Origin of the sequence: Pseudoflavonifractor phocaeensis, assembly GCF_016901735.1 — a bacterium.
Taxonomy (GTDB): Bacteria; Bacillota; Clostridia; order Oscillospirales; family Oscillospiraceae; genus Pseudoflavonifractor_A.
This window is the reverse complement of the sequence record NZ_JACLZC010000049.1, coordinates 1-22527: the sequence shown is the minus strand read 5'-3', so window position 1 is coordinate 22527 and position 22527 is coordinate 1. Positions and strand designations below refer to the sequence as shown.

At 58.6% G+C, this 22527-nt stretch carries 25 protein-coding genes, 1 tRNA gene and 3 pseudogenes; 11 read left to right on the top strand and 18 right to left on the bottom strand.

The genetic code is table 11. The features are described from left to right. Window positions 1-733 precede the first annotated feature (733 nt). The 8 genes and pseudogenes from H7U37_RS10810 to H7U37_RS10775 all read right to left on the bottom strand — a co-directional run bounded on the left by H7U37_RS10810 (window position 734) and on the right by H7U37_RS10775 (window position 4900). The gene (locus H7U37_RS10810; protein WP_204875614.1) at window positions 734-1126 is read right to left on the bottom strand and encodes a pyridoxamine 5'-phosphate oxidase family protein; all 393 of its coding nucleotides are present in this window, start codon (window positions 1124-1126) and stop codon (window positions 734-736) included. Between the two features lie 71 nt (window positions 1127-1197). Further along, the gene (locus tag H7U37_RS10805; protein ID WP_204875613.1) at window positions 1198-1656 is read right to left on the bottom strand and encodes a metallophosphoesterase family protein; all 459 of its coding nucleotides are present in this window, start codon (window positions 1654-1656) and stop codon (window positions 1198-1200) included. Next, window positions 1653-2120: a flavodoxin domain-containing protein gene (locus tag H7U37_RS10800; RefSeq protein ID WP_204875612.1), complete on the bottom strand. Its 468-nt coding sequence runs from the start codon at window positions 2118-2120 to the stop codon at window positions 1653-1655. Before H7U37_RS10800 ends, H7U37_RS10805 begins: the two co-directional genes overlap by 4 nt. Then, window positions 2117-2834, bottom strand: a pseudogene (locus H7U37_RS10795) (SDR family oxidoreductase). Before H7U37_RS10795 ends, H7U37_RS10800 begins: the two are co-directional and overlap by 4 nt. Window positions 2835-2847: 13 nt before the next feature. Then, window positions 2848-3162 carry a TIGR04076 family protein gene (locus H7U37_RS10790; RefSeq protein ID WP_204875611.1) on the bottom strand — a complete coding sequence of 105 codons (315 nt, stop codon included), beginning with the start codon at window positions 3160-3162 and terminating at the stop codon, window positions 2848-2850. Next, window positions 3159-3569 carry a peptide deformylase gene (locus tag H7U37_RS10785; protein WP_204875610.1) on the bottom strand — a complete coding sequence of 137 codons (411 nt, stop codon included), beginning with the start codon at window positions 3567-3569 and terminating at the stop codon, window positions 3159-3161. Before H7U37_RS10785 ends, H7U37_RS10790 begins: the two co-directional genes overlap by 4 nt. After that, on the bottom strand, window positions 3566-4138 hold the full coding sequence (locus H7U37_RS10780) for an SGNH/GDSL hydrolase family protein (RefSeq protein ID WP_204875609.1): 573 nt from the start codon (window positions 4136-4138) through the stop codon (window positions 3566-3568). The genes H7U37_RS10785 and H7U37_RS10780 overlap by 4 nt, the downstream gene beginning before the upstream one ends. A gap of 30 nt (window positions 4139-4168) precedes the next feature. Continuing rightward, entirely contained in the window at window positions 4169-4900 is a 732-nt protein-coding gene (locus H7U37_RS10775; RefSeq protein ID WP_204875608.1) for an AlkZ-related protein, read from the bottom strand. A 199-nt stretch (window positions 4901-5099) separates the two neighbouring features. On the opposite strand from H7U37_RS10775, the gene H7U37_RS10770 reads away from it, so the two are divergent. Next, window positions 5100-5339 carry a hypothetical protein gene (locus tag H7U37_RS10770; protein WP_204875607.1) on the top strand — a complete coding sequence of 80 codons (240 nt, stop codon included), beginning with the start codon at window positions 5100-5102 and terminating at the stop codon, window positions 5337-5339. A 60-nt stretch (window positions 5340-5399) separates the two neighbouring features. Next, window positions 5400-6101, top strand: a complete 702-nt coding sequence (locus tag H7U37_RS10765; protein WP_204875606.1) for a DUF5714 domain-containing protein — start codon at window positions 5400-5402, stop codon at window positions 6099-6101. A 203-nt stretch (window positions 6102-6304) separates the two neighbouring features. Here the strand turns inward: H7U37_RS10765 and H7U37_RS10760 are convergent, their stop codons facing one another. After that, entirely contained in the window at window positions 6305-7084 is a 780-nt protein-coding gene (locus tag H7U37_RS10760; RefSeq protein WP_204875605.1) for a hypothetical protein, read from the bottom strand. Between the two features lie 195 nt (window positions 7085-7279). Here H7U37_RS10760 and H7U37_RS10755 point away from each other — a divergent pair, with 195 nt between their 5' ends. Further along, window positions 7280-7597, top strand: coding sequence for an ArsR/SmtB family transcription factor (locus H7U37_RS10755; protein WP_204875604.1), 318 nt, complete (start codon window positions 7280-7282; stop codon window positions 7595-7597). A gap of 86 nt (window positions 7598-7683) precedes the next feature. Next, a pseudogene (locus H7U37_RS10750) lies at window positions 7684-8297 on the top strand (permease); the annotation flags it as partial. Window positions 8298-8651: 354 nt separating this feature from the next. Here H7U37_RS10750 and trxB read toward each other — a convergent pair. Beyond that, a complete protein-coding gene (trxB, locus tag H7U37_RS10745; protein ID WP_204875603.1) occupies window positions 8652-9581 on the bottom strand; it encodes a thioredoxin-disulfide reductase in 930 nt (309 codons plus the stop codon). 24 nt (window positions 9582-9605) lie between these two features. Continuing rightward, entirely contained in the window at window positions 9606-9929 is a 324-nt protein-coding gene (locus tag H7U37_RS10740) for a thioredoxin family protein (protein ID WP_204875602.1), read from the bottom strand. A gap of 159 nt (window positions 9930-10088) precedes the next feature. Here H7U37_RS10740 and H7U37_RS10735 point away from each other — a divergent pair, with 159 nt between their 5' ends. Then, on the top strand, window positions 10089-10751 hold the full coding sequence (locus H7U37_RS10735) for a Crp/Fnr family transcriptional regulator (protein ID WP_204875601.1): 663 nt from the start codon (window positions 10089-10091) through the stop codon (window positions 10749-10751). Between the two features lie 8 nt (window positions 10752-10759). Here the strand turns inward: H7U37_RS10735 and H7U37_RS10730 are convergent, their stop codons facing one another. Beyond that, a complete protein-coding gene (locus H7U37_RS10730) occupies window positions 10760-11338 on the bottom strand; it encodes a 4Fe-4S binding protein (protein WP_204875600.1) in 579 nt (192 codons plus the stop codon). Continuing rightward, window positions 11335-11547 (bottom strand): ATP-binding protein, encoded by a 213-nt coding sequence (locus H7U37_RS10725; RefSeq protein ID WP_204875599.1) that lies wholly within the window; start codon window positions 11545-11547, stop codon window positions 11335-11337. The genes H7U37_RS10730 and H7U37_RS10725 overlap by 4 nt, the downstream gene beginning before the upstream one ends. Before the next feature lie 229 nt (window positions 11548-11776). On the opposite strand from H7U37_RS10725, the gene H7U37_RS10720 reads away from it, so the two are divergent. Continuing rightward, the gene (locus tag H7U37_RS10720; protein WP_204875598.1) at window positions 11777-12976 is read left to right on the top strand and encodes a trypsin-like peptidase domain-containing protein; all 1200 of its coding nucleotides are present in this window, start codon (window positions 11777-11779) and stop codon (window positions 12974-12976) included. A gap of 272 nt (window positions 12977-13248) precedes the next feature. Here the strand turns inward: H7U37_RS10720 and H7U37_RS10715 are convergent, their stop codons facing one another. Further along, window positions 13249-14709, bottom strand: a complete 1461-nt coding sequence (locus H7U37_RS10715) for a DUF2828 family protein (protein WP_204875597.1) — start codon at window positions 14707-14709, stop codon at window positions 13249-13251. A 327-nt stretch (window positions 14710-15036) separates the two neighbouring features. On the opposite strand from H7U37_RS10715, the gene H7U37_RS10710 reads away from it, so the two are divergent. Both H7U37_RS10710 and H7U37_RS10705 read left to right on the top strand, forming a co-directional pair. Continuing rightward, entirely contained in the window at window positions 15037-16284 is a 1248-nt protein-coding gene (locus H7U37_RS10710; protein WP_204875596.1) for a WYL domain-containing protein, read from the top strand. Beyond that, window positions 16256-17242: a WYL domain-containing protein gene (locus H7U37_RS10705; RefSeq protein ID WP_243414301.1), complete on the top strand. Its 987-nt coding sequence runs from the start codon at window positions 16256-16258 to the stop codon at window positions 17240-17242. Before H7U37_RS10710 ends, H7U37_RS10705 begins: the two co-directional genes overlap by 29 nt. Here H7U37_RS10705 and H7U37_RS10700 read toward each other — a convergent pair. Further along, a complete protein-coding gene (locus H7U37_RS10700) occupies window positions 17215-17820 on the bottom strand; it encodes a Crp/Fnr family transcriptional regulator (protein WP_204875595.1) in 606 nt (201 codons plus the stop codon). The two genes, H7U37_RS10705 and H7U37_RS10700, sit on opposite strands and share 28 nt — an antisense overlap. Before the next feature lie 137 nt (window positions 17821-17957). Between H7U37_RS10700 and H7U37_RS10695 the strand changes: the two genes are divergently transcribed. Next, window positions 17958-19313: an MATE family efflux transporter gene (locus tag H7U37_RS10695; RefSeq protein ID WP_204875594.1), complete on the top strand. Its 1356-nt coding sequence runs from the start codon at window positions 17958-17960 to the stop codon at window positions 19311-19313. Between the two features lie 60 nt (window positions 19314-19373). On the opposite strand, the gene H7U37_RS10690 is transcribed toward H7U37_RS10695, so the two are convergent. The 3 genes from H7U37_RS10690 to H7U37_RS10680 form a co-directional block, all read right to left on the bottom strand. Continuing rightward, window positions 19374-19449 (bottom strand) — tRNA-Thr (locus H7U37_RS10690). A 92-nt stretch (window positions 19450-19541) separates the two neighbouring features. Further along, window positions 19542-20240, bottom strand: coding sequence for a cysteate racemase (gene cuyB / locus H7U37_RS10685; RefSeq protein WP_204875593.1), 699 nt, complete (start codon window positions 20238-20240; stop codon window positions 19542-19544). Between the two features lie 36 nt (window positions 20241-20276). Continuing rightward, a complete protein-coding gene (locus tag H7U37_RS10680; RefSeq protein WP_204875592.1) occupies window positions 20277-20531 on the bottom strand; it encodes a zinc ribbon domain-containing protein in 255 nt (84 codons plus the stop codon). A 171-nt stretch (window positions 20532-20702) separates the two neighbouring features. Between H7U37_RS10680 and H7U37_RS10675 the strand changes: the two genes are divergently transcribed. Together H7U37_RS10675 and galE are read left to right on the top strand one after the other, a co-directional pair. Further along, window positions 20703-21665, top strand: coding sequence for an alpha/beta hydrolase (locus tag H7U37_RS10675; RefSeq protein WP_204875591.1), 963 nt, complete (start codon window positions 20703-20705; stop codon window positions 21663-21665). A gap of 51 nt (window positions 21666-21716) precedes the next feature. Beyond that, window positions 21717-22442 (top strand): annotated as a pseudogene (gene galE / locus H7U37_RS10670) (UDP-glucose 4-epimerase GalE); the annotation flags it as partial. Between the last annotated feature and the right edge of the window lie 85 nt (window positions 22443-22527).

Here is a 22527-nt window from a genome sequence, read left to right as displayed (position 1 = left end):
TAGCTTCCTGACTCCTTTATCGTAAATATCTTGATCATATTCTTGACTTTGTCAGGAAACCTTAACCTATCGATTCCTGTCGATTACACAGAATTTTCTGGGGTCTCCATTTCAGCCTTGACGGTTGCCCGCTGTCCTGCTACTTTTCCGGGAGTGTGGCCACAACTTCGGGACACTTTGTCCACAAGTCGGAGCGTAGGACGAGGGACGGGGGCTTTCATATACGCCCTGTCTGCTGATGAGTCCAGACCTGCGCTTGCGGCTCCACGCCACGCAAGCACAGCCCTGTTTTCCTGCCGCTTCAAATGCCCTTGCCCTCCCCGGCGGCAACGGCATTTTCACGGCAACGCCGGCAGAGCGTATAACACACTACACTTTGCTTCGCAAAGTCGTGTGCCAAATGGGGGCGTTGCCCCCTTTGGAAACCCCCACAAGAAAAGGCGGTACGCTACCCCTCCACGGGGCGCATACCGCCTTTTCTTGTTATCCAGCCCTCCGGCTGTATCGGTTGAGCAAAAGTCCGCGTGGGATTGATGTGGTATCTTTAACTTTGGGAAACTCCTGACTCCCAGTCAGATATGGCCGAATATACCGGATTTTTTAACCAAACATCCCAAGAGTATATGTCTCACCATTACCGGGCCGGCAAAATCCTCCCGGAGGTGCCGCCCCAGAACAGCGGTATCGGCACATGCTTCCTAAGTTCCGGAAAACAAAAAATATAATACCAACGTCAGAAGGTAACGGTGCGGCTGGCTTCGGTAAAGGAAGAGAAGGTGGCCGTGGCGTCCGTCAGGGCAAAGATTATGGTGTTGCCGTCGCCAGGGGCATACATGGCGCGAAGATTGGGGTAGGCGTCCAGCATGTGCGCCTGGGCGGCTACTTCCCGTACCTCCACCGCCGTGGCCGCCAGACGCAGCCAGCGTTCGCCGTCAAAGGCGCACAGCTCCACCTTGGGGCTGCGCAGCATTTGCTGGGCGACCTCCTTTTTCCGGCCGGTCTGGATGGTCAGCTGCCCGTTGAACAGGTCCACCGTACCGAAGGGACGCACCCGGGGCTGTTCTCCCTCCATGGTGGCCAGATAGTAGGTGCCGCAGGCTTTCAGAAATTGATAGACTTCTTCCATAAAAGATCCCTCCTTGTTTTTTCTCCATTGTATACCCGCCGGTCCAGAGCGTCAATGCGCGGAAAGGCGCTTCACCCTTCCGGATGGGGAATGGCGACTTTCTCCACCTGAATGGTTCCGTCCGAAACCTCCGCCATCATCATGGTGATCTCCCGGTTGGGACGCCGGGGACCGCAGGAACCCGGATTGAGCCAGAGCAGCCCGTCTTTTTCCCACCGTACATATTTGTGGGAATGGCCAAATACCACCACGTCCACGCCGGAAAGGTCCTCCGGCGCCTCCTTTTGCTTGTGGACCATATAAAAGGTCACGCCGCCCAGGGTAACGGTAAGGTCATGGGGAAGGTCCTCCGCCCACGCCTTGTCGTTGTTGCCCCGGACAACGTAAAGCGGGGCGTACTGACGCAGCTCGTCCAAGGTGCTCTTTTTGTTGATGTCGCCGCCGTGGAGGATGGCGTCGGCGGTTTTCAGGCGCTCCACGACCTCCGGCCGCAGCAGGCCGTGCGTATCGGAAAGAATGGCAAGTTTCATCGCGTTTCCTCGCTGTCATACGTCTTTTTGAGGCTTTGGAAAAAGCCGCGGGCATTTTCCAGATCCCGGGCGTTCGGGTGTCCCTTGGCGATCCCGCCCACCAGGCGAAACGGACCGAAGGTGTCATAGCCCTTGCAGCCAAACACGCCCAGCACTGGGCAGCTCCGCTCCCGGGCAAGCTCCGCCACGTCCCGCGGACCGCCGCCTTTGGCGCCGCCGTAGGTACAGACGAAAAACACCGGCTTCCCCTGGGGCAGATACTGCCGGGCAAACCGGAGCACGCTCTCATGGAACTTCCCATAATAGATGCCCGAAGCAAAGCCGATGAGGTCATACCCCTCCAGCCGGACCATGCGGCGGGCGGTGACGTCGATCAGGTCCGCCTCCCCCTCGCCGGCCATGGCCTCCGCCACCTTCCGGGTGTTCCCGTGGTGGCGGGAGTAATAGCAGATGGCGGTTTTCACGGACAGTCCCTCCCCTGCAGCTTCCAGCCAAAGTCGTTGTGATAAATCATCTGGCGGGTCATGCCGCCGTCGATACAGATATTCTCCCCCGTCAGAAAGCCCGCCTTGTCCGAACAGAGATAGAGCGCCATATGGGCGATGTCCATGGGATTTCCCACCCGGCCGGGCAGGGTGCTGGTCGGCGTCCGGCCCTTCATAGACGGCGCAGTCGGTGTCGATCCAGCCGGGTGAGATGGAGTTGACCCGCACTTTCCCGGCCAGACTTACCGCCAGCGCGTGGGTCAGGGCGGAAATGCCGCCCTTGGCCGCCGTATAGCTCTCGGTCTGGGGCTGGCTCATCCGGTCCCGGGAGGAGGAAATGTTCACAATGGCCGCTCCGGGTGCAAAGTAAGGCGCAAACAGCTTGGTCAGGTAAAAAGGCGCGGTGACCCCCACCCGCAGGGCATAGTTGAATTCCTCGTAGCTGCACTGATCGATGCCCTTCATCAGGGGAAGGGCGTTGTTGATGAGATAGTCCACATGGCCGTAGTCGGCGATGACTTTATGGGCAAAGGCCTCCAAAACGGCCTGCTCGGACAGGTCCCCCACAAAGTAGTCATTGGAACGCAGGTCAATGACGCAGACCCGGGCCCCGGACCGGCGGAATTCCTCCGCAATGGCCCTGCCGATGCCCCTGGCTCCGCCGGTAACCACGGCAATTTTGTTTTCAAACATGGTTCTCCCCTCCTCACACGGCGTCCTCGTCCAGCGCTTCCACCAAAAAGCTCACCGGACGAAAGCCATCGTTGCAGGAAAGCATGGCGGATCTGGGATTCTGCATCCAGCCGTCGTAAAAATTCTCTCCGCCGTGGCTCAGCGCCAGTACAAAGGGTGAGAGGGTATCCCAGGCGCTCTGGCAAAAGCCCTCCGGCTTCTCCCAGCCGTTGGCAATAAAAATCTGTCCCACCTCCATGTCGCAGGCGTGGGCGATGGGGTTTTCATATTGCGCCATCAAATCCTCGTACCGCGTCATGCGCATGACGGTAATTCTGCATTTTTTCATATGAGAATCCCCTCGCAGTGGTCCATCTCGTGCTGGATGATCTGGGCCGTCCAGCCGGTAAAGGTTTTGATGCGCTCCTGGAACTTCTCGTTCTGCCAGCGCACCTTAATGGACCGCCACCGCTTGGCCGGCCGGGTGCCGGCGAGAGAAAGGCACCCCTCCACCGCATCGTATGGCCCGGTTTTCTTGACGATCTCCGGATTGAACATGACCATATACGTCCCATCATTGTCAAAGGCAATGATGCGCTTGTTCACGCCGATCATGTTGGCCGCCATGCCCACGCATCCATCCTTATGGTGCGCCAGCGTCTCCAGCAAATCGGCGGCAACCGCGGCGTCCTCCGGTACGGCGGTCTCCGCCTTCCTGGAAAGAAGGGCCTCGTCCTTGCAGATGTCTCGAATCATGGTTGGTTCTCCTCCTGTGCCTGAATGACCGCCGCAATGGTCTGGGCCGCAATGCGGGAGCCAGTCTCGTTGGGGTGGACGCCGTCGGCGGCGTAAAGGTCCTGCGTCTGGGACAACTGGTAAAACCGCCAGCCCACATGGGCCACGCGCGCGTCATTTTCCAGCGCTGCTTTTTGGTAGGCCGCCCGCAGTCCGCGGGCCATCTCGTCATAGTCCCAGCCCTTGGCCCTGAGCCGCGCGCCGTTTTTTTCATATGCCCAGGTGGCGTAGAGAATGGGGACCGCCCCATTTGCCCGAATCTGATGGCAAAGCTCCGCCACACTGGCAAAAAAGCGTTGGGGAGAGGTAATGGGCCCATGGCTCATCTCCTGGAGCACCACATAGTCCCAGCGTTCCTGGCGCAGCGCCGCCTGGGTTTGGGCGCCCAGCCTGGTCCCGGGGTTCAGATGTTCGGACAGCCGCGCCCCGCCCCGGGTATGCTGCACCACCTCCCCGCCGGTCAGCCGGGCCAGCGTTTGGGGCATATCGTTATAAAAGGTAAAGCTGTTGCCCAGCATGAGAATACGCATAACATTTTTCCTTTCTTCCGCGTCAAACCCTTAGCCGCTCCATCCCAGCACCCGCTGGAGCGCGGTCTCCGTAGCCGCCGGGAAATGTCCGCGTACCTGACGGTAAATCAGCTCCCCCGACCGCGCCGGCTCCACCGGGTAAGCGGAGGCGATATGGTCATAGCCCCACAGAGCCTCAGGCGTGGCGTAGACCGAGATGGGCCATCCGTAAGGCTGCCCCTTTTTGCTGCGCCGCCGCCGGAAGTCCCGGATGAGCAGGTATCCGCCCATCTGGAGCTGGGTCACCGTGCCTTCAAAATTTTTTTCGCCTTCCTTGCCAAACCCGGCCAGGCGTTTGAGCGCAAAGGACGCAAGCGCTTCCTGACCGTCGAACTGTTCCATCACCTTCCTTTGGCGCTGGCTGGCCAGCCCCTCCTCCCAGCGGCTGTCAAAGTCATAGCCGTCCCGCCGCCAGTTGGCAAAGTGCGGAAACCAGGCCTTTGAGATAAACCCGGCCTTTTTGTCAAAAAATTTACCATAGGCCACCCGGCCGTCCCGGGCGATGCTCTGCCGCCACTCCCAAGGGTCCTGCTCCGGGTCGCCGGACCACCAGCCGCTGGCGGCGGTATGCTCCTCAACGGAAAAACCGCGGATCTCGTTCCGGAACAACGGCAGAAACCCAATCTCGTCGACCCGGCGGATCAGCGCCGGCCAGCTGCGGATGCGGGAAGGGTCGTCCCAGTCGAGTCCTCTCATAACCCACACGCCGTTCTCATTTTCCATGGCGGCCGGCCTCCCTTTCATTTTACTGTGGCATTTGGAACGTGCGTATTATATACTTTATTATATCGAACCGCTCCCCACAATGCAATTGCGGAAAACAAGAGGCCGGAAGGGCGGCAGCGTAACATCGGAGCCAAACATAGGACAAGCCGCCGCACACATAGGCTGATGCAGCCATGTGAAAAGGAGGACCGCAGATATGATAACGCTGACGACCCCTCAGGGCTGGACCTTCCATTCCGCCGCCTATGTCAAGGTGGGCGATCAGTGGGTGGACGTGGATACGCTCAGCGCGCCGCAAAAACAGTACATATCCGCCAGGCTCAGCGAGCAGGCCTTAAATGCCGCCTATGCCGGCAGGCGGGTGTACCGTTCCCAACCTCCGCTGCCTCCGGTCGAAACAATATTTCCCGGGCGCAAGCGGTCGTCCGGCGACTAAGCGGCGTTTTATGGGGGCCGGTCATCCAGAACATTAGGACGTGTGAAACGGGAGGCAGCTATGGAAGAATGTCTGATTTGTAAAGAGCCGCTGGAATATCTGCTCCAGGATACGGTCATGGAGTGCGCGATCTGCCACAAGCAGGAGCCCAGCAAGACCCGCTGTGTAAAGGGCCACTATGTGTGCAGCGACTGCCACACCCAGGGCATGGACAGCATCTTCGGCCTTTGCCTCTCCGAGACCTCCACCGACCCCGTGGCCATTGTCCGAAGGATGATGGATTTACCCTTTTGTCATATGCACGGCCCGGAGCACCATGTGATGGTGGGCGCGGCGCTGCTCACCGCCTACAAAAATGCGGGCGGTCCCCTGGATCTGGAGAATGCGCTTTGTGAAATGTACAGCCGGGGCAAAGCCGTCCCGGGGGGCGCCTGCGGTTTTTGGGGCGCCTGCGGCGCCGGGATCAGCGCTGGACAGTTTTTGGCCATCGCCACGGCGTCCACCCCTCTGGCCCGGACGCCCTGGGGCCTGAGCAATCAAATGACCGCCCGGGCCCTGGACAGCATCGGCAGAGCGGGCGGTCCGCGCTGCTGCAAACGGGACTCCTTTCTCGCCATCCTCGCCGCCGTGGACTTTGTCCGGGCCCACCTGGGGGTGGAGCTGACGCGGATCGTTCCCGTCTGCTCTTACAGTACCCATAACAGCCAGTGCATCGGCAAGCGCTGCCCCTTCTCGGCCGCCAGGGGTCAAACCCACCTCTGATTCCCTGTCAAGACAAAATCAGCCCGGAGCTTCTTACCGTTCAGAGGCTCCGGGCCTTCTTATGATTGCCCGCTCCGTTCCAGCTCCCGCGCAATGAGGGCAGCGGCGATGGTAAAGGCCTGGATGCGACGCTTTGCCAGGGTGATCTGCGGCTTGCAGCGTCCGGCGTCTCGCCCTTCCTCTCCTCCTCAACGAAAGAAAAATCACGGGCCCCGGTGCTGCCGAAGCCCAAACCAGACCCCGCAGCACACCGCCCCAAAGGCCGCGCCCAGACACGGACCATAGATGCGCCCCGGCAGCAACCCCACCGCCGGATGGCTGCATATAGACAGGGCGCAGAACAGGCAGAAAGCCAGAATACTTAGAAGGATATAGGCGGGTTTTCGGTTTTCCACGAGCTCCGGACTGCCGTTCCACCCTTCCCGCCGCTCCAGCTGGCGGAGCAACTCCTCCCGGTCCTCCATTTCCTTTGTCAAAAAATAGGTGGCGGAAACCGTCCACCCGCCAGGGCGGCCGACCCGACAGCGCAGGGCATAATCCCTCCGGCGTTCCTTGATCCCCTCTACCTGTAAAATCTCGTCCCCGCCGGAAAGCCTCTCCGGCGACTGGGTCAGCTGCCGCAGAAAGCGTTGGGTTCTCATTGCCTGGACAGCATGAGAATATCCCAGCCAGCCCCCGCCGGTCCGCTGGCGGACGTCCATGACAAACAGCCGGTCCTCCTCCGTCAGAAAAAAGACGGTGGCGTCCCCTGTGGAGCGCCGCCCCACGCCCACGGCCAGCACCAGCACCAGAGCGGTGACCCCCACGCACAAGAGCACGGAAACCCACTCCATGGGCCAGCCCATGGAAAGGCCCAGCACCGTTCCGCCTATGGTCAGCGCCATCGCCAGCACCGCGATGCCGAAGATCCCTCCCAACGTGCGCAGCGCATACCGGCTTTTTCTCCGGCTGTCCCGGGATATCCATACGCGCGTGACCGCCATACGCGCCCTCCTTCCTGATCGCTTGCTCCGCTGACGGCGGACCGCTCCCGCCGGCTAAGGTCCGCCGGCGTGTACCTGCGGTCCTATCATACCACGAACCGCAAGACCTGACAATGCGGCGAAATCGGGGATTGGCAAAACGCCTGTCATTGTATATACTCATTACATCAAAAAATTTTGATGTGAGGTGAAGGTATGGATACGTCCCATCAGGCCCAGGCCAAGGTATTCAAGGCCCTGTGCGACCCCAAGCGGCTTTCCGTTCTGGAGCAGCTGAGAAGCGGCGAAAAGTGCGCCTGCGTACTGCTGGACGCGCTGGAGCTCACCCAATCCGGCCTCTCCTATCACATGAAGATCCTCTGCGAATCGGGCATCGTCGCCAGCCGCCCGGAGGGAAAATGGACCTACTATCGCCTGGACCCCTCCGGCAGCGACTATGCCGTTCGGCTTCTGCGGGAGCTGACCACACCCCAGGCTCCGTCGGAAGCCGGCTGTGCCCTTTGCGGCAAATAACCGCCATCTGTTCCGGATGGCGGTTCTATTCGGGAGAATACATCAAAATTTTTTGGTATGATGACACCGGAAAGCGAGGTTTTCTTATGGGTGTTTGGTACTTCATCCAGGATCAGGTGCCGGGGATGCGGTGGCTCAGCGACCTCATCGGCATGGTGCTGTCCGCCCTGGGGCTTGACGTGGAGGGACAGGTGGGCGGCAGCATCCACTTTTTTCTGTATGACGTTTTGAAAATCGCGGTTTTGATCTGTGTGCTGATCTTTGCCGTCTCCTATGTACAGAGCTACTTCCCGCCGGAGCGCAGCAAACGAATTCTGGGCCGCTTCCACGGCATCAGCACCAATCTCATCGCCGCTTTGCTGGGGACGGTAACGCCCTTTTGCTCCTGCTCCTCCATTCCTCTGTTCATCGGCTTCAGCAGCGCAGGGCTGCCGCTGGGCGTGACCTTCTCCTTTTTGATCTCCTCGCCTATGGTGGATTTGGGCAGTCTGGTGCTGCTGATGAGCATTTTTGGCGTCCGGGTGGCGGTGATCTATGTGATTCTGGGACTGGTGATTGCCGTGGCCGGCGGAACAATGATCGACAGGCTGCACATGGAACGCTATGTGGAGCGCTTTGCCCTCTCGGCCGGAAGCGTGGACATCACCGCCCCCACCTGACCCGGCGGGACCGCCTGCGCTACGCCGGGACGGAAGCCGTCCCCCGCATCCATCCGGACGCCGTGCGGCTGATGAAAGCCCTTTACGGTATTGATATGGAGCAGCCCCAGCACAGCAAGCGGCTGACCGACCTCCCGCCGGTGGACATCGTGGTGACCATGGGCTGCAACGTCAGTGCCCCGCACTCCCCTGCCGTTACCGGGAGGATTGGGGGGTGGAGGACCCGGCGGGACGGGATGACGCCGTCTTTCTCCGTACCATTGCCGCTATTGAGGCAAACGTCAACAGGCTCAGGCAGCGCATCCAGTCCGGCACACTCTAAAAAACCGGCGTCTTTTGGCTCCGATTCTGCCAAAAGACGCCGGTCTTGTTCTTGTCCGCGGCGGCCCTGCCTGTCAGACCCCTCCCGCCAGATATTCCTCCGCCATGTGGACCGCCGTGGCCCCGTCGGCCACCGCCGTCACCACCTGGCGCAGCGGCTTTGTCCGCACATCGCCCACGGCATAGACGCCGGGCAGGTTGGTCTTGGTGGTCTCATCCGCCATAATGTAGCCGCTCCGGTCCAGCTCCAGCTGTCCCCGGACCAGCTCCGTGGCGGGCTTCCGGCCCACGCTGATGAAAACACCGTCACAGGAGAGTTCCGTCTCCGCGCCGGTCGTTACGTCCTTCAGCCGTACGCCGGTCACCTTGTCCCCGTGGAGCAGCGCCGTGACGGTGCTGTTCCAGCGGAATTCGATGTTTCCCGCCTGCATCAGCGGCGCGTGGTAGACCTTGGTGGCCCGCAGGGTATCCCGCCGGTGGACCAGGATCACCTTCTCCGCGATGCGGCTCAGGATCAGCGCGTCGGCGGCCGCGGAATTGCCGCCGCCCACCACCACCACCGTCTTTCCCTTGTAGCGCATCCCGTCGCAGGCGGCGCAATAGGCCACGCCGCGCCCGGTCAGAGCCTCCTCTTCGGCAAGCCCCAGCTTACGGGGGTCCGCGCCGGTGGCCAGCACCACCGTTCGGGCGTAAAATATGCTTTCGCTGGTCTCCAGCACCTTGGGCGACGCCGTGAGGTCCATGCGCTCCACCTGGGCGTACGCGGTCTTTGCGCCGAACCGCTCCGCCTGCCGCTGCATCTTCTCCCCCAGCGTGAAGCCGTCGATTCCCGCCTCATAGCCGGGATAGTTGTCGATCTCCTCCGTCAGGGCCATCTGTCCCCCTGCCGAAAGTTTTTCCAAAACCAGGGTATCCAACCCCGCCCGGGCGGCATAGAGGGCCGCCGTATAGCCGCCGGGTCCGCCGCCCACCACAATCATATCATAGACATGGAGCTCACCCATGGATGTCCCCTCCTTACCTTCCGTTTAGGAGTCCAAAGCCGCCTGGAGGAATTGGTCCATGGCCGCCTTGGAGCCGGGATTTACCACGGAATCCACGGCCTTTCCCCCCTTGTACAGAATCAGGGTGGGGATCAGCTCCACGCCCTCGCTCCGGGCAAGCTGTTCTTCCTCGTCGATGTTCACCTTGACCGCCACAAGCCGGTCTCCGTACTCCTCGGCAATCTTCTCGTAGGCCGGGCCCAGCCGGCGGCAGTAGCCGCACCAGGGCGCCCAGAAGTCCACCAGGACGGGCTTGTCCCCCTCCATCGCTTTCCGGAGTTGTTCCTTGTTCATATCAATAGCCGCCATATCGGTCAGCTCCTTTCCTTTGTTTGACCTTAGTATACCCCAACGTCCGCCCTTTTTCTGTGATGAAGTCACAAAGCCGCCGCAGCCCCCCGCGCCCCCAGCGATTGACAGGAAAAGCCGTGTCAACTATACTGAAAACACCATAAGGAGGGCTGCGGAATGACCTTTCAGGATTATTTTCCCATCTGGGACAAGCTCGATCCCCGCCAGCAAAATCAGATCACAAGCCGCCTCGTTTTCCGAACGGTGCAGAAAGGCGCGGTGCTCCACAGCGGCAGCCTGGACTGCACCGGGCTTCTCCTGGTAAAGACCGGGCAGCTCCGGGCCTATATCCTCTCGGACGAGGGCCGGGAAATCACCATCTACCGCCTGTTTGACAGGGACCTATGCCTGTTCTCCGCCGCCTGCATCCTGCGCTCCATCCAGTTTGAGGTCACCATCGAGGCGGAAAAGGAGACCGCGCTCTGGATCATCCCGGTGGAGGCCTACCAGAGCGTTATGGCCGAGTCCGCGCCGGTGGCCAACTATACCAGCGAGCTGATGGCCAGCCGGTTTTCGGAGGTCATGTGGCTGATGGAGCAGATCATGTGGAAAAGCCTGGATAAACGCCTGGCCGCCTTCCTGCTGGAAGAAACGGCCATCGAAGGGACCCGTCAGCTGAAGCTCACCCATGAGACCATTGCCAACCACCTGGGCTCCCACCGGGAGGTCATGACCAGAATGCTGCGCTATTTTCAAAGCGAGGGCATGGTGAAGCTGTCCCGGGGTATGGTGGAGATCCTGGACGCGGCAAAGCTGGAGGGGCTGCGGGATGGGCTCTGACCTTCCGCTCAGGGCTTCTGTCCGGCTTTGGCCTTGCAGATCAGCTGGGTCATGGTGCCCATGGGACAGTAAACACACCAGCTGCGGGGCTTAAAGAGCGCCATGGTGACCAATCCCAGGACGGTGGAGGTGAGCATGACGCTGTAAAAGCCAAAGGCAAACTGGGCCACGCCGGGATGAAAGAGGGTACCGTGATAGGCCCAGTGCCAGGGGAGCTGAAACGTCCACAGCAGGGTGACCACCTGCCGCAGATCCCGGGCCCCGGCAAAGACCAGCCAGGTATTCCACAGCATCAGGAAAAACATGACGAAGAAAAAGACCAGAAAGCCATATCGAAAGGCTTTGCTCTTCATCCAGCCCGGAATATCCTTCCGCCTGGACAGCCAAAAGCGCCCGCCCAGCAGCGCGAAGAGCTGGCCCCGGCCGCAGTATCGGTTGCAGTAGCTCTTTGTCCCGCCGGCCGTCGAAAGGAGGAGGGGGATGAAAAAGCACAGCAGCCCCAGCCACGCAAACAGGATATTGAAAAAGCCCAGAATAAGATAGAGAAGCGATGCGATCCACAGATAATCATACCAGCGCTTTTTCATCCCTCGTCCTCCTCCCGAATCGAAATGACGCTGGCCGGGCACTCCTTGGCGCATTTGCCGCAGCCCACGCACTTCTCCCGGTCCACCCGGGCCGCAACGCCCCGGACAATGCCGATGGCCCCCACCGGACAGACCTTCACACAGCAGCCGCACGCCACACAGACGCCCTGATTCACCACGGCTTTGCGCCGTTTCCGTTCTCCACGCATAAAGTGCCTCCCTGATTCTTGATGCCTCTATGCTACCACAGAAGAGGCGCGCCGTACCGTGATGAGATCACACAGCCTCGCCTCCTTTCCATCCCGTTTAACCCCGATATATTGTTTTGCAAAACGAAAAAATGGAGGAAAATACGGTTTATATCTTGATTTCTGAATAAAAAACTTTTATAATACACGTATAAACATGTTGTTTTTTTACCATTTAGGAGGGGCGATTATGAAGAAAGGCATATTTGTTGTCCTGCTTTCCCTGTTACTCCTGCCGCTGGCTGGCTGCCGAAAGTCCTATACGGTTATCTTCGACCCCAACGGCGGGCAAATCGTCAGCGGCGAAGCCGTCCAGACGGTGCCAAAGGGAACATCCGCCTCGGCTCCTGTGGTACAATATGACGGCTACTCTCTCGAGTGGGACAAGGATTTTTCCAATGTTATGGAAGATATGACCGTTACCGCCCAGTGGACCCGGATCGAAATGGACAGCGCGGATCTGGCCTCCTATGTGCAGGAGCGGACGGTCACCGTAACCGTCGACACAATCAACGGACATGAAAACGCCGGCACCGGCTTTTTTATCGACGATCAGGGTACCATTTTGACCAACTACCATGTGATTGATATGGGCGCTTCCATAAGCGTACAAACCCAGGATAGCGGCTCCTATGACGTGGACAAGGTCGTCGATTTCAGCCCCGTCTATGATCTGGCTATTTTGAAAATTGACATTACCAACAATCCTTATCTCTCCTTCAGCGACGACGAAGCCCGCACTGGTGAAAAGGTCTATGCCGTCGGCTCCGCTCTGGGGACCCTCACCGGCTCCTTTACCGAAGGTACCGTATCCTCTACTTCCCGTACCGTCGGCCCGATCGATTGTATCCAGATGGACGCTGCCATCTCCCACGGCAACAGCGGCGGCCCCGTGGTAAATTCTTACGGCGATGTGGTCGGCATCAGTACTTACAGCTATTCTGAGGGCGAAAATCTTAATTTGGCCATCAAACCCTCCATGTTAGAGCAGTTGAGTATGGATAAAAACTATTCCGTCAATGAATTTCAGGAGTGGTATATTAAGGAATCCTCCCGTTCTTTCAGCCCCTTTGATGGCTCCAGCTATTATTACTCTCTGGTGAACACCTATCAAACCGTCACCGGCGCCTCTTGCCTCCTCTCCTATGACGAGGAGGGCAACGCCTCCACCGGCTACCATGACTGCTGCGCCTACTATGTCTACGATTATAATGCCGACCAGTATGACAGGTACGTGGACTATCTAAAAGAAAACGGCTTTACTTTCCAGAGCAGCGAGAACTTTAGCGACGGCATTTCCTACTATTACCTCAACGAAAAAGACGGAATTTTGATGGATCTCTTTGTCTCCTCGGATAACCTGCAGCTGCTGATTCTGCCGAGCATCTGATCCCTCTCAGAACTCTGGTAAAAACGCGCCTTCCGCCCCCACGATAAATAAGAAAAAAGGACGCATCGTCTGTTTTATACAGGCAATGCGTCCTCTTTTTTCTGTTTTCAAGGGATGCGGCTTCCATTATTCCGTCGCCTTGAAATTATAAACCGGGCGGATATGCACAGCAATCTCCCCAGTGGGACCGCTCTGGTCAACGATGTCATCCATGTACCGTAACCATGGCAAACTCCTTGGATTCAAACGTCACCCGCGCCCCGTCCCAGGCGCTATGCCGCGATCCTGGCATAGCGCTCGGAATTGAGCACCTGCATCATAAAGGCATAGGGCGAGAACAGTCCTTCCTTCAGCATGGAAAAAATTCGGGGATTGCAGCCGGAGACCAGCGTCACCCCCGTATCGTTGACGGTTACGGGATGCTGCCGGTTTCGGCTGGCTACATTCCAGAACACGGTCTCGGGCATCCGGTATCCGGCCTCCGCAAAGCGCCGCCGCGCATACTCGTAGTTGGTCAGCGCCCCGTCTGAGACGCAGCAGTCAAACTCCATATCAGAGATGATATACAGCTTGGCGGGCATGTCCTTTTGCGGAATATGATTTTCTCGGGCCGTCTCCAGAATCAGATCAAACACACGCTGAAGGTTCGTATTGGCCACCTCGTTGAACCGGCGGCAATACCGTACCTTTTCACAGATATCTCTGCCGTTGATCTCCACCAAACGGGGATGCTGCGAAAAGGTGATGAAATGATTGTGAAATGCGCCGGTGTTCCGCTCGGCATAGTAAATACCCAGGGACAACGCCACAGCGGCGGGGAGCGGCGATGTTCCGACATACATGGAAGCGGAACCGTCAATGACCACCAGCGCATTTTCACTCCCGGTGAAGTCCTCCTGCGCCCGCCAGGTCGTGTCGATGGCCATACGCTCCTGGGGTGAGAGGCTGTTCTCCGTCAAAAGGGAATGGATGATATCATAGGGCGTCAGGGCTCCGGTGTGGAGCTGCTTGTGGCCGAAAGCGACCTGCCGCATAAAAGCGGTATAGCGCTCCCCGTCATTTCTGATAAACGCCTTTTGATATTTAAGCATGGCCCTGGAGGGCTGCTTTTCATAATCAAACGTGTAGTCCTTTTCCCGCAGGTTGTTCTCAATGATGCCGATTCTTCTCCGCAGGGCGCTGAGCGTTTTTCGGTAGCAGGCATCGTTCATCCCAAGGGCCCGCGCGATGCGCTTGGCCTGACGGATCGTGTCACTGTTGGAGGCGTTGACCGAGGGCAGCCATTTGCCCAGAAGGGACACCGAACCGCCGGATGCCAGCGCCTCCATATCCGCCGCCAGCTGACGGCTGATCTGCCCCAGCGCCTCTTCCTCACAGGGGGTATCCAGCAAGGACAGCAGATCGTCATAGCGGCCGTACTCCGCAATATATCCCATGTTCTTCTCCAGAGACTGGGGCTCATGGGCGGCCAGCCACTTAAGTACGCTGCGGAAAACCCGCCGCTCCCCCAGTCCCCCGCGAATATCTCTGGCGAAAAAGAGGATCTTCATGGCCAGGTCCGCGTTTTCGGCATAGGCACAGAGGAAACGCCCGGTGATCTCCTCATCGCGCGCGCTGCGCAGCGCACCGATGGAGGCAAACAGATCCAGACACGCGGATTGGGTGGATAAATATGTAACGGCCCCGTTTTCGGTACGGGTCTTGTCCGCCCTTTTTTTCAGAAATTCAAGCATAATGCCCCTCCTCCCCCGGAAATTTCATCAGACAAGGCACATTTATAAAGTCGGATTCACTCCAACCACTGAGCTGCAATTCCATTGCGCAATCGGTTTGCTGTATGTGCCTTTTTCAAAGCGCATGTGCCTTTCAAAGTGACTGCCTGTCAGAGTGATTTGCTGTTTGCGCTTTTCATGTGTCAAGGATACCGCTCCGGCGGCGGAAAATCATGGAAAAAAAGTTGCGAACTGATGGGCGCACTTTGAACTGTCCCACCGCGATTCTTTTCTCGGGCAGCTCTTTGTGATAAAATAGCCTCAAATTCCGGTGCGGAGGTGGATTGGATGGCATATCGTGAACTCATCAAAAATTTCGAGCGCATCCGCAGCTATATGCGCGCGTTTTACGTCTACGGCTTTCAGAGCCGGGAGGAATACCGCATCCAAAGCGCCCGCAGCTACGACAACGAGCGGAGAAGGCTGGAGAGCTGGCTGGGCGACTACATGTCCTTCCGCCAGGACGCCTCCGGTAAGAATGTATTCCTTTCGGTGGACAGCAGACGTATCCCGCAAAATCCGCTCTATAAAGCCTTTAAGGCCAAAAGCTTTACCGACAAGGATATTACCCTCCATTTCTACATCACGGACCTGCTGGCCGACGGCAGCGCGCTGACCGCCAGCGCGATCGTGGATGGAATTTATAGGGAATATCTCTCCCGCTTCAGCGGCACCCTCTCTCCGGATGAGTCCACCGTCCGCAAAAAGCTGAAGGAATATACGTCTCTGGGCCTGCTCCGCGCCGAAAAGCGCGGCCGTGAGGTCCTCTACCAAAGGACCGACGAGCCTTCCCCAGCGCTGGACACCTGGGCGGACGCCCTGGCCTTCTTCTCGGAGGAAAACCCGTTGGGCGTGGTAGGCTCCTTCCTGATCGACCGGCTGGAAAGGCCCTCTGACCGCTTTCGCTTCAAACACCACTATATCCTCCATGCCTTGGACAGCGATATCCTCTGCGCCCTCACAGCCGCCATCGGGGAACGCCGCAGGACAGAGCTCTCCATCACCGGTCTGCGCAGCGGACGGAACTACCAGCGGACTGTCTGCCCCTTAAAAATCTACATCAGCACCCAAACCGGCCGTCAGTACCTGCTGGGCTACCATTACCGGAGCAAATGTATCGCCTTCTTCCGGATCGACGCCATCCGGCAAGTCAAGGTCCTGGAGCGGGAGGACCACTATGAGACCTATCTTGCCCTGCAAAAACAGCTGGACGCCCATCTTTGGGGGGTCGCCGCCGGTTCAGGGGCCTGCTTGGAGCATATCGAGATGACCGTCCGCTGTGACCCAGGCGAGGAGTTTATCATCCAGCGTCTTTATCGTGAAAAGCGCCACGGCAGCGTGGAGCGTCTGGATGACCACACCTATCAATTTTCCGCCGACGTCTGCAATGCCTCTGAGCTGCTGCCCTGGCTGCGCACCTTCATTGGACGTATCGTCGACCTGAAATGCAGCAACCAGGCCGTGGTCCAGCGGTTTTATGACGATCTTCAGCGTATGGAGGCCCTATATGGAGGTGAATCCCATGCTGTTCAGTGAGATTTACGGCAGCTATTTCCGCGTTGTCGCCGCCGTGCTGACAGAGGCCTGCGGCGCTTCTCTCTCGCCGGGCAGGCTGACCGCCATCGTCCAGGAGAAGGCTTTTGCCGAAAGCGCCCTCTCCATTCCAGGCGCCTTACGGTCCGGAACGTGGCCGCTGCTGGACGACCAGCTCCGCTCCGTCCTCAAACACAGACCCACCATGCCGCTGACCCTCCTCCAAAAGCGCTGGATGAAGGCCCTGCTCTCCGACCCCAGAATGGCGCTGTTTGAACCGGACGCCACCGGCCTGGAGACGGTGGAACCGCTCTATCCGCCCGACACCTTCCGTTTCTTTGACCAGTACGCCGACGGCGACCCCTATACAGACCCGGACTATATCGCCTGCTTTCGCACCGTGCGGAAGGCCATGGAGGAAAAACGGAAGCTGCGCATCCGCTTCCAGGGCAAAACCGGCGTCCGCCATTCCGCTGCATATATCCCCTACCGGCTGGAATACTCCCCAAAGGACGATAAATTCCGGCTGCTGGTCTGGCAAAAAGGCCGGCTCTATACCATCAATATGGCCCGGATGCGCTCCTGTGAATTGTTGGAGCAGTATGACCCCGACACCGTCCCCTCCTTCCGTCCACATACGGCCGAGCTCACCCTCCTGCTCCACGACGAGCGCAACGGTCTGGAACGCGTCCTCCTGCACTTCTCCCATTTTGAAAAAGAGACCCGAAAGCTGGACGAACGCCTTTATCAGATCAAGCTCCGGTATGACCAGAACGACGAAACCGAGCTTCTGATCCGCGTCCTCTCCTTCGGTCCCGTACTGGAAGTCCAGAGCCCGGCTGAATTTGTCCGGCTGGTAAAAGACCGCGTTCACAAGCAGCTTGGGTACCCACAGCATACGGTGCCGGTCCTTCCAAAGACCGCCGGCTGCCCTCATTCCGACGGCTCCCACCGCTGCTGATTCAGCTGATAGGCGCCCTTGCCAAGCTTCCTTACCATTCCCTCCGCCTCATACTGATGGAGGATGCGCTGCAGCTGACGGGCGCTGCAGTTCAGGCGAAACGCCGCCTGCTCCACTCCCTTTAACGTACCGTTTCCGCATTTATACTTCATATAGGTCAGAACGCGCTCTTTTAGGGTAGCCGGGGCGGCGTCCAGCCTGGTGATGGCCTCCATCTTCTGGGTCAGCGACGCGCAAACCAGCTGCAAAAACAGGCAGCTGTTCAGCAGCCTCTCCCGATTTTCGCGGATCGAGAGGGCAAGGCAGGTTAGATCGTCGCAGGCCTGCGCATAAACGCTGCCCGATTCTCTCTGGAACAGGGCCATTTCCCCAAGCAGATAGTCCTTTTGCCCGTTGGCCAGAGAGTAACTGGAGCCATCATCCCGGATGTAATAGATACGGATTGCGCCCTCCACTACAATCTGAAACAGATCCCCGTTGTTCAGAGGGGAGGTGACGAATTCCTCTTTTTCATACTGTATTACAAACAGGCTTTCCAGCAGGTCCTGCATGGCGGCTGCATAGCTTGTTTTCTTCAAGTATGCTTCAATACGTGTTTTGTCGTAACATTTTTTCATGCTTTCCCCCCAAACAGGACAGATGTCCGGTTCTTGTATCTGATTTTAGTATATGATACCTCCGATTGCAAGGAGCAAAACATGGGGGTTGGAATGGAATGACGACAGTATTTGAAGAAAAAAATGTATCGAAAGCAATTATGCGGGTGGGACTGCCCGCCATGCTGGGGCAGCTCACGACGCTGATTTACAATATCGCCGACACCTTTTTTGTTTCGCTGACCAAGGAGCCCGCTATGATCGCCGCGGTCACATTGTGTACCCCCATTCTTTTGATCATTATGTCCATCTCGTCCATCTTCGGTATGGGCGGAAACAGCGTGATCGCCAGACTGCTGGGAGAAAACGACAACAAGCGGGTGAGCCGGACCCTGAATTTCTGCATGTATGCAATGGCCATTGCCGGAATTGTGATTCTGCTGGCCGGAGTCATATTCATGCAGCCGATTGCAAAACTCTCCGGCGCGGATGGGGAAAATATGGCGTATACCTGCGATTATCTCAAGTATATTTTCCTTGGCGCCCCGTTTATCATTATTTCCAACGGAGCCGTCCACCTTTTCCGCTCCATCGGCTTTATCAAAGAAAGCACCATTGGTCTGGCCCTGGGCAACTCCATCAACATCGTGTTCGACTTCATCTTCATCGTGCTGTGGGGCTGGGGGACCGCCGGCGCCGCGCTGGCCACGTCCTTTGGCTTTTTCTGTTCCACCGTCTATTACCTTATCTGCATGATCCGCGCGGAAAACATGGGAAACCAGCTTATCAAGCTCTCCCCCAGACAGTTTGCCCCGAACAAGGGAATGGTCTTTGGCGTGGTGAGCATCGGAATCCCCGGCGCGCTGATTACCGTTTTGCTCAGTGTCTCCAACATCGTTCTTAACAATTTCATCGGGATTTACGGCTCCGACGCGGTTGCAGCGTACGGCATCGCCTACAAAATCGACATGGTTCCCATCATGCTGTCGGTCGGCCTTTCCCAGGGCGTTGCTCCGCTGGTGGGATACTATTTCGGCGCGGGCCAGCGGGAGAGAATGTCGCGCATCATGCGCACCGCCACCCTGTACGGCATCCTCTTGGGCGCTGTGTTTCTGGCTGCCTTCTGGCTGCTGGGAACCCAGCTGGCAGGCATCTTCCTGCACGATGAGCCACTCATCGAGGAGGCCGGGCATTTCATCGCGGTTCTGGGTCTTTCCGCTCCCATGCTCGGCATCATCAATATGGTGACAAGCTACTTCCAGGCGCTGGGCGCGGCGCTGAAATCCCTTGTGATCACGGTGATGAGAAACGCGGTGCTCTTTATTCCCGCCGTCATCCTGCTGAACAGCCTCTGGAAGCTGAACGGCGTTATTGCCGCCCAGCCCATCGTGGAAACGGTCCTGGCCCTGGTCTGCCTTCTGATGTATGCCAAAGATTGTGCGGCAAACAAAGCGGCGCTGGTACATCAGTCTTAAAAGATAATGTGAGAAAAAGGACACAAAAAATCCCCGTAAACAGATGTTTACGGGGATTTTTGGAGCTGGAAACGTGACTTGAACACGCGACCTGCTGATTACGAATCAGCTGCTCTACCGACTGAGCTATTCCAGCATGCCGCTGCAAAACCATTTCTGTTCTGCAACAGCAAATATTATACCGGATGAACGCGTGGGTTGTCAAGTCCTTTTGTCGGTTTTCCTCCCTCAGCGCAGACGCCCGCCCATAAAGACCACCGCTTTCCGGGCCACTACATCCAGCGGGTCGATATACCGCTCCCCCAGCGACAGCTTCTCCCGCAGGCAGGACAGCTCCGTACAGCCCAAAATCAGCCGCCCGCAGCCCTGCGCGTCCATGGCCTCCTCAATGGTCCGCCAGCGGGCCGGGTCCGTAGGCCGTCCCGCCTTTACCTCGTCGTAAATGACCGACATCACCACGCGCTGGATCTCCTCCGGCGGATAGCGGTACGTCCCGCCCGCCTCCTCCAGCGCTTGCTGATAGAGCCCTGTTTTCAGCGTCCCGTCTGTGGCCAGCACCCCTACCGGCTGCCCGCCGCTCTTTTGGACCGCCTCGCGCGCCGTCTCCTTGACCATATGCAGCACCGGTATCTTCAATTCCGGCGCGATCAGGTCCACAAAATAATGGGCCGTATTGCAGGTCGCCACCAGCGCCGCGCAGCCGCTCTTTTGCAGAAAAAGCGCGTCCTCCAGCATGGCTTTCCGCACCGGCTCAATCTCGCCGGACAAAATCGCCGCCGTCCGGTCCGGCATGGCCGCATGGCTCAAAATCAGTACGTTGATGTGCTCCTGATCCCGCGCCGCCGCCGTGTGCTCCGTCAAAAGCCGGTAAAAGGTCTCCGTTGCCAGCGGTCCCATCCCGCCGATCACACCCAGCATGTTTTCCATGATCGCACCTCCTTGTTTTTCCTTCCCTATAGGTCCTTACGTCCCGATTTCCTTGCCGCAGTAGGCACAGTAGCGTCCCCCTGAGCGCCGGATCTTCCCGCAGTGGGGACACCTGCTGCCGTATAGTTTGTAAACGGCACATAGCAAGAGCACCATCAGGCAGCCAAGGCCCACATAGGCCCCCGTTTTGATCTCATAGTCGCCGTTCAGCAGCTTTATCCCCACCACACCCCAGTCAATCACAAAAACAGCCAGCGCGATTCCGCCGAGCCATGCCATGGCCTTTTTCATCCCGGCGCACCTCCCAAACAGTCCATTTACCTGTTTATCATACCATAATACACCATCGTGCGCAATCATCCCCGCGCCTTGCGTGGAAACGGTTGCTCTTCTCACCACTTTGTGCTATCATGGAATTGTTCCGCGCTGGACGCTCAGCGCTGCCACCCAAGGAGGATCTTCATGAAACAGCTCCCTCGTCCCTTTTCACACACATCCATGTCTTTCGCCATCCGCCAGCGGGCGGAGAAACGCGCCCTCGGTCCCATGATGCGCGCCCTGAAGGCCATTCATTCCGCGGCCTCTCCCGAGTCCATGGACCCGGGGGATCTGGAGCGGCAGCGAAAAGGACAGATGGTCCTGGGACGGCTCATCGCCCCCATGGCCGGCATGAATTGGGAGGCCTTCTCCCTGGACGGGATGCGCGCCGCATGGGCACGGCCCAACCGCGGCCATGACCGGCGCCGCGCCATTCTCTACTGCCACGGCGGCGGATACACCAGTGGAAACCTGGACTATTCCCGCCCCCTGGCCTCCAAGCTGTCCCATGTGACCGGCTTTGAGGTCCTGTCCTTCGAGTACCGCCTGGCCCCCGAATTCCCCTACCCCGCCGCCGTGGAGGACGCCCTTCGCGCCTGGGATTATCTCATGTATCTGGGCTACGGCGCAAGAGACGTGGTGGTGGCTGGCGACTCCGCCGGCGGAAACCTGGCCCTCGTTCTCTGTCACCGTCTCCGCGCCGCCGGACGGCGTCTGCCCGGTGCTCTGATCCTCATGTCCCCCTGGACCGACATGACCGCCAGCGGGCGCTCCTATCAGGAACGGGCCCAGATGGACCCCTGCCTTACCATGAATTATATCCACGCGGTGCGCAAGGTCTACGCCGGCGACCGGGATCTCACCGATCCCATGCTCTCTCCCCTTTTCGGCGATCTCTCCGGCTTTCCGCCTACCCTGATTCAGGTGGGCAGCCACGAGATCCTCCTCTCCGATTCCATCCGCCTGCGAGACCGCCTGGTCTCCTCCGGCGTCCTCTGCCGGCTGGAGGTTTGGCGGGATATGTGGCATGTATTCCAGATGTTCCCCATCAAGAAAGCGGCTGACGCCATGAACCATGTGGGCCGCTTCCTCCTGGAGCAGTTCTGAATGACCAGCTTTGTTTATCACCCTCAATGAGGGATAATGGAGGTTTTTATTATGGCTATTCTTGTTACTGGCGGCGCCGGCTATATCGGCTCCCACTGCGTGGCCGCGCTCATCGAGCGGGGCGCTGACGTGGTCGTGGTGGACGATCTGTCCAAGGGCCACAAGGCCGCTCTGAAGGGCGGACGCCTTTATGTGGGCAGCGTCGCTGACCGTGATTTCCTCCGCGAGGTCTTTACCAAGGAGTCCATCGAAGCCGTCATCCATTTCGCCGCCTTCTCCCTGGTGGGCGAGAGCATGACCGTCCCCGAGAAGTACTTCCGCAACAATGTCACCGCCGGCCTGACCCTCATCGAGACGATGCTGGAGTTCAAGGTGCCCTACCTGGTGTTCTCCTCCACCGCCGCCACCTTCGGTGAGCCCGAGTATGTGCCCATCGACGAAAAGCACCCCCAGCATCCCACCAACCCCTACGGCGAGAGCAAGCTCATCGTGGAGCAGATGCTCCGCTGGTGCGACCATGCCCACGGCCTGAAGTTCTGCGCCCTGCGTTATTTCAACGTGGCCGGCGCCTGGCATGACGGCTCCATCGGCGAGGATCACCGCCCCGAGAGCCACCTCATCCCCATGATCCTCTCCGTGGCCCAGGGCAAGCGGGACCACCTCTCCCTCTTCGGCACCGACTATCCCACCAAGGACGGCACCTGCGTCCGCGACTACATCCACGTGGAGGACCTCATCGACGCCCACTTCCTGGCGCTGGAGTACCTCAAGAAGAGCAACCGTTTCCACGCAAGGCGCGGGGATGATTGCGCACGATGGTGTATTATGGTATGATAAACAGGTAAATGGACTGTTTGGGAGG

What these genes read in the sequence shown, in the direction of transcription:
- H7U37_RS10730 (WP_204875600.1), bottom strand. Translation starts at nt 11,338, where the DNA reads ATGAAAAAGCGCTGGTATGATTATCTGTGGATCGCATCGCTTCTCTAT.
- H7U37_RS10755 (WP_204875604.1), top strand. Translation starts at nt 7,280, where the DNA reads ATGGATACGTCCCATCAGGCCCAGGCCAAGGTATTCAAGGCCCTGTGC.
- trxB (WP_204875603.1), bottom strand. Translation starts at nt 9,581, where the DNA reads ATGGGTGAGCTCCATGTCTATGATATGATTGTGGTGGGCGGCGGACCC.
- H7U37_RS10735 (WP_204875601.1), top strand. Translation starts at nt 10,089, where the DNA reads ATGACCTTTCAGGATTATTTTCCCATCTGGGACAAGCTCGATCCCCGC.
- H7U37_RS10720 (WP_204875598.1), top strand. Translation starts at nt 11,777, where the DNA reads ATGAAGAAAGGCATATTTGTTGTCCTGCTTTCCCTGTTACTCCTGCCG.
- H7U37_RS10710 (WP_204875596.1), top strand. Translation starts at nt 15,037, where the DNA reads ATGGCATATCGTGAACTCATCAAAAATTTCGAGCGCATCCGCAGCTAT.
- H7U37_RS10780 (WP_204875609.1), bottom strand. Translation starts at nt 4,138, where the DNA reads ATGCGTATTCTCATGCTGGGCAACAGCTTTACCTTTTATAACGATATG.
- H7U37_RS10810 (WP_204875614.1), bottom strand. Translation starts at nt 1,126, where the DNA reads ATGGAAGAAGTCTATCAATTTCTGAAAGCCTGCGGCACCTACTATCTG.
- H7U37_RS10770 (WP_204875607.1), top strand. Translation starts at nt 5,100, where the DNA reads ATGATAACGCTGACGACCCCTCAGGGCTGGACCTTCCATTCCGCCGCC.
- cuyB (WP_204875593.1), bottom strand. Translation starts at nt 20,240, where the DNA reads ATGGAAAACATGCTGGGTGTGATCGGCGGGATGGGACCGCTGGCAACG.
- H7U37_RS10805 (WP_204875613.1), bottom strand. Translation starts at nt 1,656, where the DNA reads ATGAAACTTGCCATTCTTTCCGATACGCACGGCCTGCTGCGGCCGGAG.
- H7U37_RS10765 (WP_204875606.1), top strand. Translation starts at nt 5,400, where the DNA reads ATGGAAGAATGTCTGATTTGTAAAGAGCCGCTGGAATATCTGCTCCAG.
- H7U37_RS10790 (WP_204875611.1), bottom strand. Translation starts at nt 3,162, where the DNA reads ATGAAAAAATGCAGAATTACCGTCATGCGCATGACGCGGTACGAGGAT.
- H7U37_RS10725 (WP_204875599.1), bottom strand. Translation starts at nt 11,547, where the DNA reads ATGCGTGGAGAACGGAAACGGCGCAAAGCCGTGGTGAATCAGGGCGTC.
- H7U37_RS10695 (WP_204875594.1), top strand. Translation starts at nt 17,958, where the DNA reads ATGACGACAGTATTTGAAGAAAAAAATGTATCGAAAGCAATTATGCGG.
- H7U37_RS10775 (WP_204875608.1), bottom strand. Translation starts at nt 4,900, where the DNA reads ATGGAAAATGAGAACGGCGTGTGGGTTATGAGAGGACTCGACTGGGAC.
- H7U37_RS10675 (WP_204875591.1), top strand. Translation starts at nt 20,703, where the DNA reads ATGAAACAGCTCCCTCGTCCCTTTTCACACACATCCATGTCTTTCGCC.
- H7U37_RS10760 (WP_204875605.1), bottom strand. Translation starts at nt 7,084, where the DNA reads ATGGCGGTCACGCGCGTATGGATATCCCGGGACAGCCGGAGAAAAAGC.
- H7U37_RS10740 (WP_204875602.1), bottom strand. Translation starts at nt 9,929, where the DNA reads ATGGCGGCTATTGATATGAACAAGGAACAACTCCGGAAAGCGATGGAG.
- H7U37_RS10680 (WP_204875592.1), bottom strand. Translation starts at nt 20,531, where the DNA reads ATGAAAAAGGCCATGGCATGGCTCGGCGGAATCGCGCTGGCTGTTTTT.
- H7U37_RS10715 (WP_204875597.1), bottom strand. Translation starts at nt 14,709, where the DNA reads ATGCTTGAATTTCTGAAAAAAAGGGCGGACAAGACCCGTACCGAAAAC.
- H7U37_RS10705 (WP_243414301.1), top strand. Translation starts at nt 16,256, where the DNA reads ATGGAGGTGAATCCCATGCTGTTCAGTGAGATTTACGGCAGCTATTTC.
- H7U37_RS10785 (WP_204875610.1), bottom strand. Translation starts at nt 3,569, where the DNA reads ATGATTCGAGACATCTGCAAGGACGAGGCCCTTCTTTCCAGGAAGGCG.